10 protein-coding genes are annotated in these 14700 nt (G+C 73.3%); 3 read left to right on the plus strand and 7 right to left on the minus strand.

What is annotated here, in order from left to right:
• Window positions 1-105: 105 nt before the first annotated feature.
• Window positions 106-585, plus strand: a complete 480-nt coding sequence (locus AB4039_RS17780; RefSeq protein WP_442271162.1) for a hypothetical protein — start codon at window positions 106-108, stop codon at window positions 583-585.
• Window positions 586-604: 19 nt separating this feature from the next.
• Here the strand turns inward: AB4039_RS17780 and AB4039_RS17785 are convergent, their stop codons facing one another.
• The 6 genes from AB4039_RS17785 to fxsA form a co-directional block, all read right to left on the minus strand.
• The gene (locus AB4039_RS17785) at window positions 605-1501 is read right to left on the minus strand and encodes a DUF4231 domain-containing protein (RefSeq protein WP_442271183.1); all 897 of its coding nucleotides are present in this window, start codon (window positions 1499-1501) and stop codon (window positions 605-607) included.
• 85 nt (window positions 1502-1586) lie between these two features.
• On the minus strand, window positions 1587-5573 hold the full coding sequence (gene fxsT, locus AB4039_RS17790; protein WP_442271163.1) for an FxSxx-COOH system tetratricopeptide repeat protein: 3987 nt from the start codon (window positions 5571-5573) through the stop codon (window positions 1587-1589).
• Entirely contained in the window at window positions 5557-7005 is a 1449-nt protein-coding gene (locus tag AB4039_RS17795; protein WP_266841526.1) for a TIR-like protein FxsC, read from the minus strand. Before AB4039_RS17795 ends, fxsT begins: the two co-directional genes overlap by 17 nt.
• A 43-nt stretch (window positions 7006-7048) precedes the next feature.
• Window positions 7049-7999, minus strand: coding sequence for an aminoglycoside N(3)-acetyltransferase (locus tag AB4039_RS17800; RefSeq protein WP_442271164.1), 951 nt, complete (start codon window positions 7997-7999; stop codon window positions 7049-7051).
• Window positions 7996-10248, minus strand: a complete 2253-nt coding sequence (fxsBH, locus tag AB4039_RS17805; protein WP_442271165.1) for a radical SAM/SPASM protein FxsBH, inactivated beta-hydroxylase extension form — start codon at window positions 10246-10248, stop codon at window positions 7996-7998. Before fxsBH ends, AB4039_RS17800 begins: the two co-directional genes overlap by 4 nt.
• A gap of 29 nt (window positions 10249-10277) precedes the next feature.
• Window positions 10278-10550, minus strand: a complete 273-nt coding sequence (gene fxsA / locus AB4039_RS17810) for an FxSxx-COOH cyclophane-containing RiPP peptide (RefSeq protein ID WP_442271166.1) — start codon at window positions 10548-10550, stop codon at window positions 10278-10280.
• A gap of 158 nt (window positions 10551-10708) precedes the next feature.
• Between fxsA and AB4039_RS17815 the strand changes: the two genes are divergently transcribed.
• Window positions 10709-11272, plus strand: a complete 564-nt coding sequence (locus AB4039_RS17815) for an NADPH-dependent FMN reductase (protein ID WP_442271167.1) — start codon at window positions 10709-10711, stop codon at window positions 11270-11272.
• 67 nt (window positions 11273-11339) lie between these two features.
• On the opposite strand, the gene AB4039_RS17820 is transcribed toward AB4039_RS17815, so the two are convergent.
• Window positions 11340-11741, minus strand: coding sequence for a hypothetical protein (locus AB4039_RS17820; RefSeq protein ID WP_266838267.1), 402 nt, complete (start codon window positions 11739-11741; stop codon window positions 11340-11342).
• Window positions 11742-12122: 381 nt separating this feature from the next.
• On the opposite strand from AB4039_RS17820, the gene AB4039_RS17825 reads away from it, so the two are divergent.
• On the plus strand, window positions 12123-14699 hold the full coding sequence (locus AB4039_RS17825; protein WP_442271184.1) for an NACHT domain-containing protein: 2577 nt from the start codon (window positions 12123-12125) through the stop codon (window positions 14697-14699).
• The last annotated feature ends 1 nt before the right edge of the window (window position 14700 follow it).

The raw sequence follows: 14700 nt of genomic DNA on the forward strand, positions 1-14700 counted from the left end.
GGCCCACGCACCCCGGTCGGCCCCCTGGACGTCCTCCCGCCTTCTGGGAGGATGTCCAGGGCATCCGGTCCACGGGGAGGCAGGTCTCCGCATGCAGGTTCCCTCATGAAGCGCATCGGCGTGACCGGACACCGGTCCATCCCCGACGAGCTGCTGGGCCACGTCCGCGAGGCCCTGCGCACCGTGCTCGGCGGCCACCAGGGCCCGCTGGAGGCCCTCTCCAGCCTCGCCGACGGCGCCGACCAGCTCTTCGCCGACATCGCCCTCGAATGCGGAGCCGAACTCACCGTCGTGATCCCCAGCGGGGACTACGAGGACACCTTCGAGGACCCGGACGCCCTCGCCGGCTACCGCAGGCTCAAGCACCGCGCCACCCAGGAGGTCCGCATGGCCTTCGCCCGCTCCACCGACGAGGCCTACTACGCGGCGGGCACCTACATCGCCGACGCCTGCGACCGGCTCGTCGCCGTCTGGGACGGCCTTCCCGCACGCGGGCACGGCGGCACCGCCGAGATCGTCTCCTACGCCCRGACCCTCGGAAAACCCGTCACCGTCATCTGGCGCGCGGGCGTGACCCGGGACTGAGCCACGCCCCGCCCGCCCCTCAACTGCTGTGCCGGGCCAGCCAGTCCGTGTGCTGCGGAGAGACGTACCGCTCCGTCTCGTACACCGACGACGGCCACTGCGACTCCGTGATCGTCGTCTGCATCACGACCATCATCGCCGCCAGGTCCTGCTCGATCAGCGTGTGCGCCTCGATCAGCGGATGGTGGCGCCGCACCTCGTTCCAGGCGATCGCCGCCGCCGCGGCCGCGCTCAACAGCCCCGCCGGCACCGGACCCGAGYCCGGACCGAACGCCCCGACCAGCGCGCACAGCAGGGCCAGACAGGTCAGCAGCACGATCGTCCACGACCACAGCGCCGTCGCCCGCCGCGACCCCTCCGTCTTGCGCCGGTACCAGTTGCGCTGCTCGATCAGCCGGTCCCGCACGTACGTCTCCCGGCGCACCGCGTACTCCAGCCCGCGCAGCCGGTTCATCGCCCCGGTGACCTCCCCGCCCTCCGGCACCAGGCCCGCCGTCCGCKGATCCTCCCAGCCCATCTTGCGGAGCTCGTCCAGCCCCTTCTCCAGCCGCGCCCGGTACACCCCCTCCGCCCCGGCCACCTCGCTGCCGAAGGGCGCCCCGTGCACGGCGTAGCGCCACGCCAGGGACTTGATGAACTCCGCCGCGCTGCGGTTGAGCTGCCACTGGGGACGGGCCCGCCGCCGGGTCGCCCGTACGCCCACGGCCAGCACCCCCGCGTACGCCAGCGCGCTGAGCGCCCCGAACACGTGCAGCGAGCCCACGGCGGGCCCGGACGGCAGGGCGGCGGCCCCGGCGGCCGCGACCAGCAGCAGCAGTTGCGCGCGGGTCGCCTGGGTGGACTCCCGCTGCCGGGAGACCGCCGCCTGATCGGTGTGGTGGAAGAGGGCCGGCAGGTCCTCGTTGCGAAAGGTCATGCTGTCGGTCACAGCGCCCCCCTGATGTCGGGTGGCGGGCGGCCGGCACCCCGCGTCCGCGGGGCCCCCGCCGCCCTCCGTCGGATCACACCGCGAGCGGCTCCAGGTCCCGGTGGACCCGCCGCTCGTCCCGGGCGTACCGGGTCAGACCGTGGTCCTCCCCGAGGAGGCGCGTCAGCTCCGCCACCGCCTCCGCCCGCACCCGGGCCGCCTCCTCCTTGCGGCCCATCATGTCCAGGCTGACCGCCATGTTCGACGCGCTCGCCAGGGTCTCCGGGTGGTGTGCCCCCAGGGCCTCGCGCAGCCGCATCACCGCGATCCGCTCCAGCTCCAGCGCACCCTCCGGATCACCCAGGTCGGCGCGCGCGTTCGCCAGGTTCAGGTGCGCGAACACCGTGTGCGGGTGGTTGTCGCCCAGCACCTCGCGCATGTTGCGGATCGTCTGGCGCAGCATCGGCTCCGTCCTCTCCGCCGCACCCGTGCCCCAGTGGAAGACCGCCAGGTTGTTCAGCGCCGCCAGGGTGTACGGGTGCTTCTCGCCCGGCACCTTCATGTACTCGTCCACCACCTCCTGCGCCAGGTCCCGCGCCGCGCCCGGGTCGCCCGTCGCGAACAGGTCCGAAGCCAGGTTCAGCTCACAGGCCAGCAGGTCCGGATTGACCGAGGTGTACTTGGCCCGGTACCGGTTGCGCGTGGCCGTCGTCAGCCGCAGCGCGTCCTCCAGCTCGCCCGCCCGCCGCAGCGACACCGCCAGGTTCTTCGCCGCCGACAGCGTGCCGGGGAACGCCCGCCCCAGCGTCCGCTTGTAGATGTCGTACGTCCGGCTCAGCAGCTGCACCGAATCGTCGTAGCGGCCCACCTCGCGCAGGTCCCGGGCCAGGTTCTGCGCCGAGGACAGGGTGTACGGGTGGTCCGGCCCCAGCACCTCGGTGCGCCGGTCGAAGACCTCCTGGTCGATCTCCCTGGCCCGCGCGTACTGCCCCACCATCCGCAGGTTCAGCGCCAGGTTGTTCGCGGCGGCCAGGGTGCGCGGGTGCGCCTCGTGGAAGATCTGCCCGAAGCCCTCGTGCGCCGCCGTCGCCAGCTCCATCGCCTCCCCGTACCGGCCCAGCGCGCCCAGGTCCATCGCCAGGCCGCTCGTGGTCATGTACGTGTGCGGGTGCGAGGGACCCAGCGCGGTGCGCTGCCGCTCCAGCGTGACCTCGTCCAGCTCCTTCGCCTCCACGAACCGGCCCTGCGACCGCAGGATGTTGGAGAGGTGGAAACGCAGGTACAGGTACTGGAGGTCGTCGCTGCCGAGCATCTCCCGCCACGACTCGCGCAGTTCCTCGCCCAGCGCGTACGCGGCCTTGAAGTCACCGCGCTTCCACAGGTAGCGCACCCGGTCGATCAGCAGCCGCCGGGTCTCCGGCTCCTTGCAGAACCGCGCCTCGGACGGGCTCAGGTGCGGCCAGATCGTGTTGAACCGCGGCCAGGTCGCCGGGTTGTCTATCGGCTCGTCGTCATCGGGCCGCGCACCCGCCAGGATCCGGTGCACCGCGTGCCGGGCCTCGCGCTGCTCCTCCTCCGACAGCTGCGCCCGGATCACCGCCTGCACCAGGCGGTGCACCTGGATGCTGTTGCTGACCTGGTCGACCTTGGCCATCGCGAACCGGCCGATCTCCCGGATCACCCGGCCCAGCACCAGCTTCTCCTGGAGCGAGGAGTCGTACGGCTTGAGCGCGTCGATCATCTCCTTGCTGTACAGGAGGTTCGCCGAGATCGGCTCCGGCGCGAAGAAGGCGCACAGCTGGAGCAGCCGCACGGCGGCGGGGGAGCGGGACTGCAGCCGCTCGATCGACACGTTCCAGGTGGCCGCCACCGGCTCCGGGTACCCGGGCGGCTGGTTCAGGCCCAGCACCCGCGCGGCCTGCTGGGCCAGCTGCTCCAGGTACTCGGACACCGGCGTCGCCGTCTCCGCGATCCACGCGCCCGCCTGCTCGACGGCCAGGGGCAGGTCGCCCACCGCGACGGCCACCTGCTCGGCGTCGTCCTTGGTCAGCCCCGGTGCCCGGCGCTGGAGGTGCTCGATGGACTCCTCGCGCAGGAACACGTCCACCGGCAGCGCGTCCCCGTACTGCGACCAGGACTGGTTGCGCGAGGTGACCAGCACGTGCCCGGGGCCGCCCGGCGGGAAGAACCGCTTGAGCGTCTCGGGATCGTCGGCGTTGTCGAAGACCAGCAGCCACCGCGAGGACGGCACCCCGCGCCGCAGCAGGTCGATCGCCTCCTGGGAGGCGGCCGACATGTCCTCGCCGGTCTGCGCGCCCAGGCGTACGGCCAGCTCCGCGAGGGCCGCCACCACGTCGTCGGTCTGCTCGGAGGAGATCCACCAGACCAGGTCGTAGTCGGCCATGAACCGGTGCACGTACTCCAGCGCCACCTGCGTCTTGCCGACGCCGCCGAGCCCGTACAGGGTCTGCGGCTGCGGAAGCACCACGGCCATGCCGCCGCCGAGCTGGTCGCGCATCCGCTCCAGGACGATGCTGCGCCCGGTGAAGCCGGGGTTGCGGGGCGGCGCGTTCCAGATCTTCGGGACCGTTCCCGGGAAGCGGGGTCCGGGCTGGGAGGCGCTCGCGACGCTGTCCGGCAGCGCCATGGGGCGTTCCACGGCCCGCAGCAGGGCGGTGGTCGCGTGCACCTCGTCGAGGCGGAAGAGGTCCACCGGATTGCGGTCGATGTAGGGCGTGGCCAGGCGTACGTCGCCCACCCGCAGCGGCACCAGCTGGCGGCGGCCCCCGGTCGGGTCCTCGGCGGCGGCCCGGTCCCACACGTCCACGGCCCGCGCCGACTTCAGGTAGGCGCTGGAGAGCAGCACCACGGTCCGGGCCGCGGTGTCGACGCTGATGCCCCCGCCCAGGGTGTCGCCGGCCGCACCCGCGGCGGCCGTGTCGGGCACCCGCTCGGCGGAGACGTCCCGGGGGACGACCCGGAAGCCGGCCCGGGTCAGGACCGACTCGATCCAGTCGGCCCACATCCGGTTCTCGGCGACGTAGGAGAGGAACAGGTCGGCGGGCAGTGCCGGGCGGCGGCGGGTGAAGGCGTCCCGGATCCGCAGCCGGACCTCCTCGCCGATGGCCGGCATGGAGGTGACCTCGCCCCCGGTGACCACCGTGGTGAGCCGTTCGAAGGCGGAGAGCAGGGAGTTGGTCAGCCCGGCCTCGTCGCCGAAGGTGGCCAGGGTCTCCTCGTAGGCGTAGTAGGGTCGGTAGGGGATCTCCACCGCGCCCCAGTAGGAGGTGAGTTCGTCCCCGACCAGGCCGTTCGGGAAGCGGTCGAACTTGATCCGGGCCAGGGCGCGGCCCGCGTCGGCCTTCTCCTTCTCGCCCTCGTCGATCCGCATCGGGACCGGGTAGATCTTGATGCCGCGGTCGTTGAACCGCTCGTCGATCTGCCGGGCGACGGAGGCGGCGCCGTCGATGGACTGGTCGGAGAGGGTGAAGCAGTCGACCAGGACGTCGGGCAGGTGGACGGTGCAGATGTCGGCGATGTCGGACAGCCCCGTGCGGCTGTCGATCAGGACGTAGTCGTAGTTCTTCTTCATGTCGGCCCGCAGCGCGTCGAAGAAGAGGCCGCCGCCGAGCCGGTCGTAGAAGTTGTCCCAGTCGAAGGTGGACACGGTCGCCGAGTACTCACGGTTCTGCCGGCCCGCCGAGACGAAGTCCAGGGTGCCGCCGTCGGGGAACTCCCAGCCCAGGTTCTCGGGGGTGAGGGAGACGGCGTGCGGCTGGATCCGGGCGTAGTCCTTGTGCCAGTCGTCGGCGCGCTGCACGGGGCTGGTGGCCGCCCAGGCGTACTCGCTGATCAGGTCGATGACCCCGGTGGTGGCCCCGAGCGTGGAGGGGTCGAGGAAGGGGTGGAAGAAGCGGTGCAGGCCCGGGGCCTCCAGGTCCCAGTCCACGGCGAGGACCCGCTTGCCGTTGGCGGCGAGGATCCACGCGGTGTTGGCCAGAGCCATCGTGCGGCCGGTTCCGCCCTTGTAGGAATAGAAGGTGACGATGCGTCCGTCTCGGCTGTCACGACTGGCTGTCATCCGCGTCCCCCCGGTCGGTGTCGGTGCTGTCGTTGTCTGCGTCGGGCCCGTCCGCCCCGTCCGCCCCGTCCGCTCCGTCGGGCCCGCGTTGCGCGGTGGGCGGGAAGGGCGCCGGAGGCGGTACGGGCGGTCCGCCCATGCCCATCGGCCCCAGCAGGCGCGGGCGTTCGGTGTGGGTGTTCCCGGCCGGCAGGTACACCTGGGCATGTCTGAGGAACTGCTGGGCGGCGGCCTCGACCACCTGCGGCAGGATCTGCCCGAGGGTCTCCATGTTGGCCACACCGTTCGCGGCGGCGCGGCAGGCGGCCCGGCCCTGGCCCATCTTGACGGGCAGGGTCTCCTCCAGCCGCCGTGCCAGCTCGGTCTCCTTCACGCGGCTCTGGTGGTCGTACCGGTTCCACGGCACGACCACGTTGATCCACGGGCGGTGCTCCTGGTCGAAGGCGGCGAGCCGCTGGCGCCGGTGTTCGTCCTCCACCGCCCAGCGGTCGACGATCAGGATCTCCGGCCGGGTGGGCGGCTGCTTGCTGTCGAAGTGTCCGGCCTCGTCGTCGAAGGAGGACATCGTGGTCTGGTAGTTGAGGTTCTTGACGAGGTCCTCGGCCACGTACGCGATCGGCATCCGGGCCACCGGGTGGTACGGGTTCCACTCCAGGGCGCTCTCCCCGTAGTACTCGGGGCTGCGCCCCGCCGGCAGGTCGTGCCGGGAGGCGGCGGCGACGGTCACGTGCAGGGTGCGGGCGGGGCCGCCGCCCGGGCCGGCGGCGTGCCGCCCCCCGGCGGGGCCGAAGGCGCTGGGCACCAGCCGGTAGTCGAGCGGGCGGACGGGGTCGAGGCGGACGGTCTCGGCGACCCGCACGATCCGCCGGGCCAGCTCGTAGACGGCCTGCTCGTACTGCTCGGCGTACCCGCGGAGTTTGATCAGCCCGTACAGCCCGTCGGTGACGTAGCGTTCGCCGAAGGTGTTGTGGTTGAACTGCAACCGCTCGGCCGGGCCCGGGAGTTGTGAGGGGGGCACGGGAACCCACAGGGCGGGGACGATGGCCTCGGCCCGCTGGTTGCTCAGCGCGCCGTGCTGGATGGCGCGCTGCGCGAAGGCGAACCACTCCTTCCCGCACATCTCACTGGCGAAGTACCGCGGCGAGAACAGGGGAACGAAGACCCGGCAGGTGGCGAGTGCCGCCCCGAGCCGCTCCGACCAGCCCTCGCCGCTGCGTATCTCCCGGTCCATGAAGCCGGCCTCGGATCCCGCGGGCAGATCGGTCAGCGCCATGATGTGGTTGCAGAGGTCACGGAACAGGCGCTCCACCCACATGTCGGGATCGGGTCCTCCCGGCCCGAACCTCGGTGTATGCGCATAACTGAGAAAAAAGTACGGCTGCACTGATGCGGGCACACGACCCCCGTCCCGAAGATGCGAGCGAAGAAACATCATTCCGGAGCTGCTTCGCCACATCCCCTCATCGTTCAGTCAATCAGCGTCTGTTTTCGGTCATCCAGTCCAGGGCGTGATCGACGGCGTCCGGAATCGAGAAGAGCGCGGCGGGTGCCCCTCCCACCCGGCCGCGGCGCACTCGGGAATCGGGGAACGCCCCGCCGATCTCCGCGAAATCGCCGTCGTCCAGCCTGACGTCCTCGTACGAGGTCCACGCCCCCTCTTGTCCTCCCCCGCGCGGACCCCCCGGCAGGTTCACCTTCACCACACAGTCGTACATGCGCAAGGGGGGCTTCGGAATTCGATACTCCGCGAGATGGAAAGCGGTACAGGCGGAAAATCCCACATTGATCATGAGTACCTGTCCTCCCTCCCAGCACAGCTTTCCCAGGGGGGAGTCCTCACCCAGATGGCTTTCCAGCCGGTGTTCCGCACAGAGCCGGTGCGCGTCGGCCCCGAGCGCCGCGAAGGAGGTCTGCGGATGGGCGCTGCGGGCGGCCCCCGGGGTGGTGCGGACCGTCTCGGCCAGGACGCCCACGCCCTCGCTGGGCGTGCGCTCCGGATCGAAGGCGGGCATGCGGGAGCGGAACTCCTTCACCTCCCGTTCGCCCAGGCCCGCGATCCGGGCCAGGTGGGAGGTGGAGGTGAGGGAGTTCGAGGAGGTGAAGGCGGGGACCACCAGGGTGCCGCCGGGGCCGAGCACCCCCCGCAGGGCGTCGCGCAGGGCCTCGGCGCGCAGACCGGTCCCGCGCAGGGCGGCGTGCACCAGCAGCCGCTGACGGGGGCGCACCCCGAGGAGGCGGAGCTGCACGGCCAGCGCGAGGGCCCCGACGGGCGGGGCCGCCGGTAACGACCGCTCGGGCGGGGGCGGTCCGGGTGGTCCGGGCCGGCCGGGCGGTCCGTCGGTCCGGGCGGGCCGTCCGTCGGCCGGTCCGTCGGCCGGTCCGGGCGGTCCGTCGGTGCGGGCGGGCCCGGGGCCGGGGGCCGTCACGCGTCCGCCGCCTTCAGCTCCCAGCGCAGCTCCTCCACGAGCCGCTTGCCGGTCACCGTCAGCTCGGCCGCCCCCGACAGCCGGTCGAGGGCGCGGTGGATGCGGTCCGCCCCGTCGGGCTCGTGCGTGGTGGTGGCCCGCCGGTACGCCTCCACCGCGACCCGCTCGTGCACGTCGGCCAGCAGCCGCGACACGGGGACCGGGCGGGTACGCCACGGCGACGGGTGCTGCCAGGCCCCGTCCAGCGCGTACAGGTCGGCCACCTCCGTCAGCGCCCGCAGCCGGGCCCGTCGCCGCCCGGTCAGCAGGGCCATCGCGGTCTCCCGTACCCCGGCGCCGTACGGCACCCCGAGCGCGCCCGGCCCGTGCCGCCCGGCCTCGCCCCAGCCGCCGGCCCGCGGGCCGCCCGCCAGCGGGGTCAGGGTGCTCAGCCCCACGGCCGCCGCACGGGCGAACACGGGGACGGTGCGGTGCAGCAGAGCCCAGGCCGCGTCGAGCCGGCAGCCCCACTCCCGCGCCTCGCCGGCGCCGAGCCGCAGCCGGGGCGGGCGGGCGAAGCAGTTGCGGTACGGGTCCAGGTCCTCCAGGGCCACCGGGTCCGCCCCGGGCCCCGGCGACCAGGTCCGTACGGGCAGCCAGCGCGCGTCCCCCGCGTCCGGGCCGAAGCGGTGCTCGGTGCGCCCGTCCCGTACGGCGTACCCCTCGCCGGTGTGGTGCAGCGAGGCCCGCCCGTCCGTGCCGGGCTCCCCGAGCCGCAGCAGGCCCAGCGTCGGCAGGTACACCTCGCCGTCCCGGTAGGCCACCTCCGCCGGCAGCTCCAGCCCGCCCCGCAGCACCGCCGCGGCGCCCAGCGCGGCCAGCCGGCGGGCCGCGCCGGGCCCGTCCGCCCGCCCCTCCCGGAGGGCCTCCAGGGCCTCCAGCACCCAGGTCCGGGTGAACGGGTGGTTGAGTACGGCGTCCAGCGCGTCCGCGCCCGCCCGCCCGGCCGCCTCCACCGCGCCCAGCAGCTCCCAGGCCCGCGCCCGGTCGGGGTCCGGCGCGAGGTCGGCGTGCAGCCGGGCCAGCAGGACCCGGGTCAGCTCCTCCTGCGACCGGGCGAGCGCGTCCGCGTCGGCCAGCTCCGGGGCCGTCTCCCGGGCGGCGGTGCGGCCCTCCACGCCGTCCACCAGCTCGCGCAGGTCGGAGCAGTACACGGAGGGGTTGTCGAAGCCGCCCGGCTCCGCGTAGCGGTGGGTGTAGAGCCCGCCGCCGCACGAACGTACGACGGGGCAGCGCCGGCACGTACCGCTGACGCCCGCCAGGCCCAGTTGCCGGGCCCGTACCCCGGGATGGGCCGCGACCAGGTCGAAGGGGTGGTCGAAGACGTTGAAGCCGGTGGCGGCGGCCCCCTCGAAGGCGGTCTTGAGGGAGTCGACCTGCTCCAGGGTCCCGTCGGTCTCGACGACCACGAGGTCGGTCGGGGCCAGTCCCAGGGACTCCGTCAGGCTGGGACCGCCGCGCAGGGTGGACAGCAGGGACTCGAAGAGCCGTACGGGCACCGGCCGGTCCAGCCGGTCCCAGCGGTCGAAGACCCGCAGCAGCCAGCGCGCGTACGCATCGGGCGCGCCGTCGGGCCGGACCGGCGGGGTCTGCCAGGTGGCGTGCGGGAGCAGGAAGTCGATCCGGGGCGGCTCCAGTTCGAGCAGGGCGTCCAGGACGGTGCCGGGTTCGTTGGCCACGTCCACCGTGCACAGGAGGCCCTGGTAGAGGTGGCGGTAGGGCGCGGAGCGGAGCAGGTCGACCGCGGCCAGCACCAGGGGGTGGCTCGTACGGCCGTCCGCGAAGCGGCGGTGGCGGTCGTTGGCCGCGCGGTCCCCGTCGAGGGAGATGCCCACCCGGACGCCGTACTCGGCGAAGAGGTCCAGGTACCGGGGGCTCAGCTGGAGGCCGTTGGTGTGGATCCGCAGATCGAGGGCGGCCGTACCGGCGAGCGCGCGGGTGAACTCCTCGCACACGAGCCGTAGTCGGCCGGGACCCGCCAACAGGGGTTCCCCTCCGTGGAGGATCACCGTGACGGAGGGGAGTTCATGGTCACGGGCATGTTCGGCGAGCCGCGACGCGGTCTGGGAAACGACCCCGGGGGAGATCACTTTCGGCCGGGCTCGCCAGCTCTGATCTGCGTGTTCGTAGACATAGCAATGATCACAAGCAAGATCGCATCTGCTGTGAACCTTCAGGACGATCTCGCGGAATGCGATCAGGCCGGTCATTCCACCAGTCTAGAGCGCGTACTTCTCCGTCAGAGCGCAGAGTTGAAGATCGGTGTCTGAACGTGACGGCCGGATTCCGACGGAAGGACCCGGCCGACCGCCGCGGCGGCGGAAGCGCTGCGCGTGTCGATCCGCGTGAGCGGGACCCGGCGGTCCTTGTCCGTGCTGGTCGGGGGGGTTGCGGAAGTGTTCACGACACCGTCCTCGGGGAGGCCATCTGAAATGGGGGGAAATGACATCAGTGCGTCACTGCTGTCAAGCGTGGACTTTACTCGCCCACACCCCATTGGCAACCGAGACATGACGCCTGGTCAAGCGTTCTATAGAAAGCGTGGCGCAATTCTCAAGAGGGCGCATTCGGCCGTTCGCCGGAATGCAAGATCCAATTTCCGGGTGGGGGCGGCCGGGGGCCGCCGGGGGTGCCCGGGTCCGCGTCATCGCAGGTCGGTAGGTTGGGCGGATGCCCACACCCCCCGTGATCCTGCTGCTGTCCGGAAGCCTGCGCGCCGGGTCCTCCAACGACCGTGTGCTGCGCACCGCCCGCGAGGTGGCCGCGCTGGCCCCGCAGCCGATGGAGGCGGTCCTCTACGAAGGCCTCGGCGGGCTCCCGCACTTCAACCCCGACGACGACCACGACCCACTGCCCGCCCCGGTGGCCGCACTGCGCGCCGCGATCGCCGGGGCGGCGGCGCTGCTGATCTGCGCCCCGGAGTACGCGGGCACCCTGCCCGGCTCCTTCAAGAACCTGCTGGACTGGACGGTCGGCGGCACCGAGATCTGCGACAAGCCCGTCGCCTGGGTGAACGCGGCCTCCCCCGGCCGCGGCGAGGGGGCGGCGGCCACCCTCCGGACGGTGCTCGGCTACACCGGCGCCGCCGTCGTGGAAGAGGCCTGTGTCCGCGTCCCCGTCGGCGGCGGGGAGCCCGCCGCCGACGGCCTCCTGACGGACCCGGCCGCCCGGGAACGCCTCGGCGGGGTCATCGCCCTGCTGGCCGCGGCCGCACGGGAAGCGGGCGACGCCTGAGGGCGGTCCGGAGGCGGCGCCGTGCCCGCCGTCCTCGGCGCCCCCGCCGCGCCCGGACGGGGCCCGGCTAGGCCGCCGCACCGGCGCCCGTCCCCGTACCCGTACCGGCGCCCGTAGCCGCACTCGTACCGGAGCCCGTACCCGTACCGGCGGCCGGGCCGGACGGGCCCGGGCCGGACGGGCCCGCTTCGGACGGCGGCCCGGGCCGGTCGGCGGCCGGGTCGGACCGGTCCCGCCTGACCTCCCGCAGGTACGCCAGCGCCTGCCGGCGGGACACCTCGCCCAGGAGCCGGTGTTCGTGGAGCCCCCTGCGGGCCTCGTTGCGGGCGTTGACGAGGGCCTCGGCCCGCAGGACCAGCAGGCCCGCGAACGCCGTCGTCGCGGCCGCCCACCAGGGGGCCCCGTCCAGTGCCACCGGGCCGGCCGCCAACAGGCCGCCGAGGGGGGCGAGAAGGCGTGTGACGGTCATGTGCGTGCTCCTCGAACGAGTGGACGGCGGATGGTGGCGGGGCACGCGCCGGGGTCCGGCGGATCCGTCAAGGAATCCTCCGGACCTGACGGTTGGCCGTACAAGCGACGCTCCGATGGCCAATATGAGTGCTCCGGGGCGGACTTGGCGCCCCGGAACAGGCCGCGGAGGCCCTGGCCGACGCGTCCCACCGACCACCGTTCTATGCCCGCTGCACCCCCGCTGACCAGGGGCGTCAGGCATCTGTGAACGAGTGAACGCCAATGAACGGCTCGTGAACGAGGAGAGCTGATGGCAGCATCTGCCGGCTTTCGGCCACGGGGGCCCCAGCGCCCCGATCCGGCGGCGGCCCCACCGGAGATACGGCCCTGGGTGACGCTCATGCGCCGGGTCCACGACGAGCTCTACGAAGGGCTCGACCCGGCCGAACGCCCCACCGTCACCGCACTGGCCGAAGCCGCCCACTGCAGCCGGTCCTACGTCTCGGAGTCCTTCTCGGGCAAGAGGCCCCCCTCGCTGTCCCTGTTCCTGTCCATGGTGACGGCGCTGAGCGGGGACCCCGCCGAGTGGGAGCCGCGGTGGCACCGGGCCGTCGCCGAGCGGGAGTCGGCCGTGGAGGCGGGCGCCGGGCCGGCCGTCGAGGAGGGCGAGCCCCTTCCGCCGCTGCCCGGGGTCGAGGACGCCGACGCGGACGGGACCCCTCAGCCCGCCGCGGACGCCCCGCCGTCCGCTCCCGGTCCCGCCCCGGACGTCCGCCGCTACCCCGTCCGCAGGCTGCTGCGGAACGCCGTCGCGTGGGTGGTCATGGCGTTCACCTGGCCGGCGCGGACCCGCCGGGACAGGCAGGCGGGACGCCTGCGCCGCAAGCTGGTCAAGCAGGTCAGGAACAGGACGGCCGACGAACTCGCGCGGGCCGAGGCCCACCACTACCTCCAGCCGCGGTTCGCGGTCCTGACCACGCGCCGGGAGGAGTACGCCGGGCGCGGCCGCCGGGACAGGAGGGCCCGCAGGAGCGAACCCGTACCGGTGCCGACCCACGTGACGAGCGTCCGCGCGCTCTACGAGGAAACCGACGACCTGGTCGTGCTGGGCAAGCCGGGCATGGGCAAGACCACCCAACTCGCCCGGCTCGCACACCGCCTGGCCGTCGAGGAGCTGGACGGCGGCGCGGACGCAGAGCCCCGGCGGGTCCCGGTCTACCTGCGCCTGGACACCTACCGGGGCGAACCTCTGGAGGAGTGGCTGGCCGAGGCGATCGTCCGTCAGTACAGCGACGTCTCCCGCCTGCTGGTGCGCACCTGGCTGAGCGAGCACCGGCTGCTCCCGGTGCTGGACGGCCTGGACGAGGTGCCGGAGGGGGACCGGTCCAAGTGCGTCGCGGAACTGCGGCGCCTGCGCCGCGCCTGCCCGGGGATGGCCGTCGGCTGCCGGACGGACGAGGCCGACCTGCGCCGTCTCGCCTTCGCCCTCCGTTCCCGGCAGTACGTCGAGATCCAGCCCCCGGGCCGGCGGGACGTCCAGGACTTCCTCGCCGCCGACCGGGAGGCCCTAGCGGACGTGCACGCCGCGCTGGAGGAGGACGCGGACCTCTGGCCGCTGCTCCAGTCGCCGATGATGCTCGGCTTCATCCGCGTCACGTACCGCAACAGGCCCGCGACCGACCTGCGCAGGCCCGGCAGCCTCGCCGAACGGCGCGGCCGGATCTTCGACGCCTACGTGGGGGAGTGCCTGCGGCGCGAGCGCCCGCGGCCGGACGGGGCCCCCGAGCGGACCCTGACCTGGCTGACCTGGCTGGCCCGGACCCTGACCGCGCGCGGTGAGCACGTGCTCTACCTGGACCGCCTCGACCTCGGCTGGCTGTCGCGCACGGAGCAGATGCTCCCGCGGATCGTCCCGAACCTGGCCATGTCGGTCTGCGCGCTCGGGCTGCCCGTCCTGTGGGTGGCGGCGGCGGTGCGCGCCGGGGTGGTGCACACCAGTGTCTCCGGCGCGGCCGCCCTCGCCGCCGCCATGGCGGTCACCTGCGCCGTGACGGCGTACAAGTCGGAGAAGCGGGCGGTGGAGATCGGCGACGACGGCGGCGAGGACGGCGGCGGCCGGCGGCGCGGGGCCCTCGTGGGTCCCGTCGCGGCCACCGGGCCGCTGATGGTCCTCATGGTGTACGGGCTGGTCTACGTGGCGCACGTCGACCTGTTGGCACCGGGAGCCGTGGTGGTGGCCCTCGCCTACATGTGGGTCGCCGCCACCCAGATGGAGGCCTCCTTCACCGATGTCTTCGATCCGGTGGAGCAGATGCGGTGGACCTGGCGGCGAAGCGAGCGGATGATCTATTCGAAGGCCAAGTTCCACATCGTGCGCGGCGCGTTGTCCCTGTTCATGTGGCTCGCCATCGAGTTCCTCCTCGGCTACGTCGTCCACCTGCTCTGCCCGGAGCCCTCGTGGGTCGGGCCGGCCGCGGCCGCGCTGCTGGGCCTGGTCTACATCGTCGGCAACCAGTTCGAGCCCTCGCTCCAGGACCGCCGCCCGCGCCCCAACGAGGGGGTGCGCCGCACGGTGCGCTTCTCCCTGGTCCACGGGTTCGCCGGGCTGGTCGTGGGGGCACTCGGCCTGATCGTGCTGATCGGCCTGGCGGTGCCCGGCCACGACCTGCGGCGGGCCGGCTTCGTGGCCGCCCTGCTGGGCCTCCTGTTCGCCGTGGTGCGGGGCTTCCGGTTCGGGGGCCTGGCGGTCCTGCGGCACTGGACGATCCGGGCGATCCTGGCGTACCGGGGGCACACCCCCTACCGGTACCGGCGGTTCCTGCACACCGCGGAGGAGCGGGTGCTGCTCTTCCGTACGGACAGCGGGTTCTTCTTCCCGCACCGCCTGCTCCAACTCCACCTGGACACGCAGGTGGAGAGGCTGCTGCCCCGCGTCACGCCCGGCCCGGCGGTGCCCGCCGCACGCGGCCGGACGTGAC

Origin of the sequence: Streptomyces sp. M-16 (assembly GCF_052114405.1) — a bacterium.
In the GTDB taxonomy this organism is placed as follows: domain Bacteria; phylum Actinomycetota; class Actinomycetes; order Streptomycetales; family Streptomycetaceae; genus Streptomyces.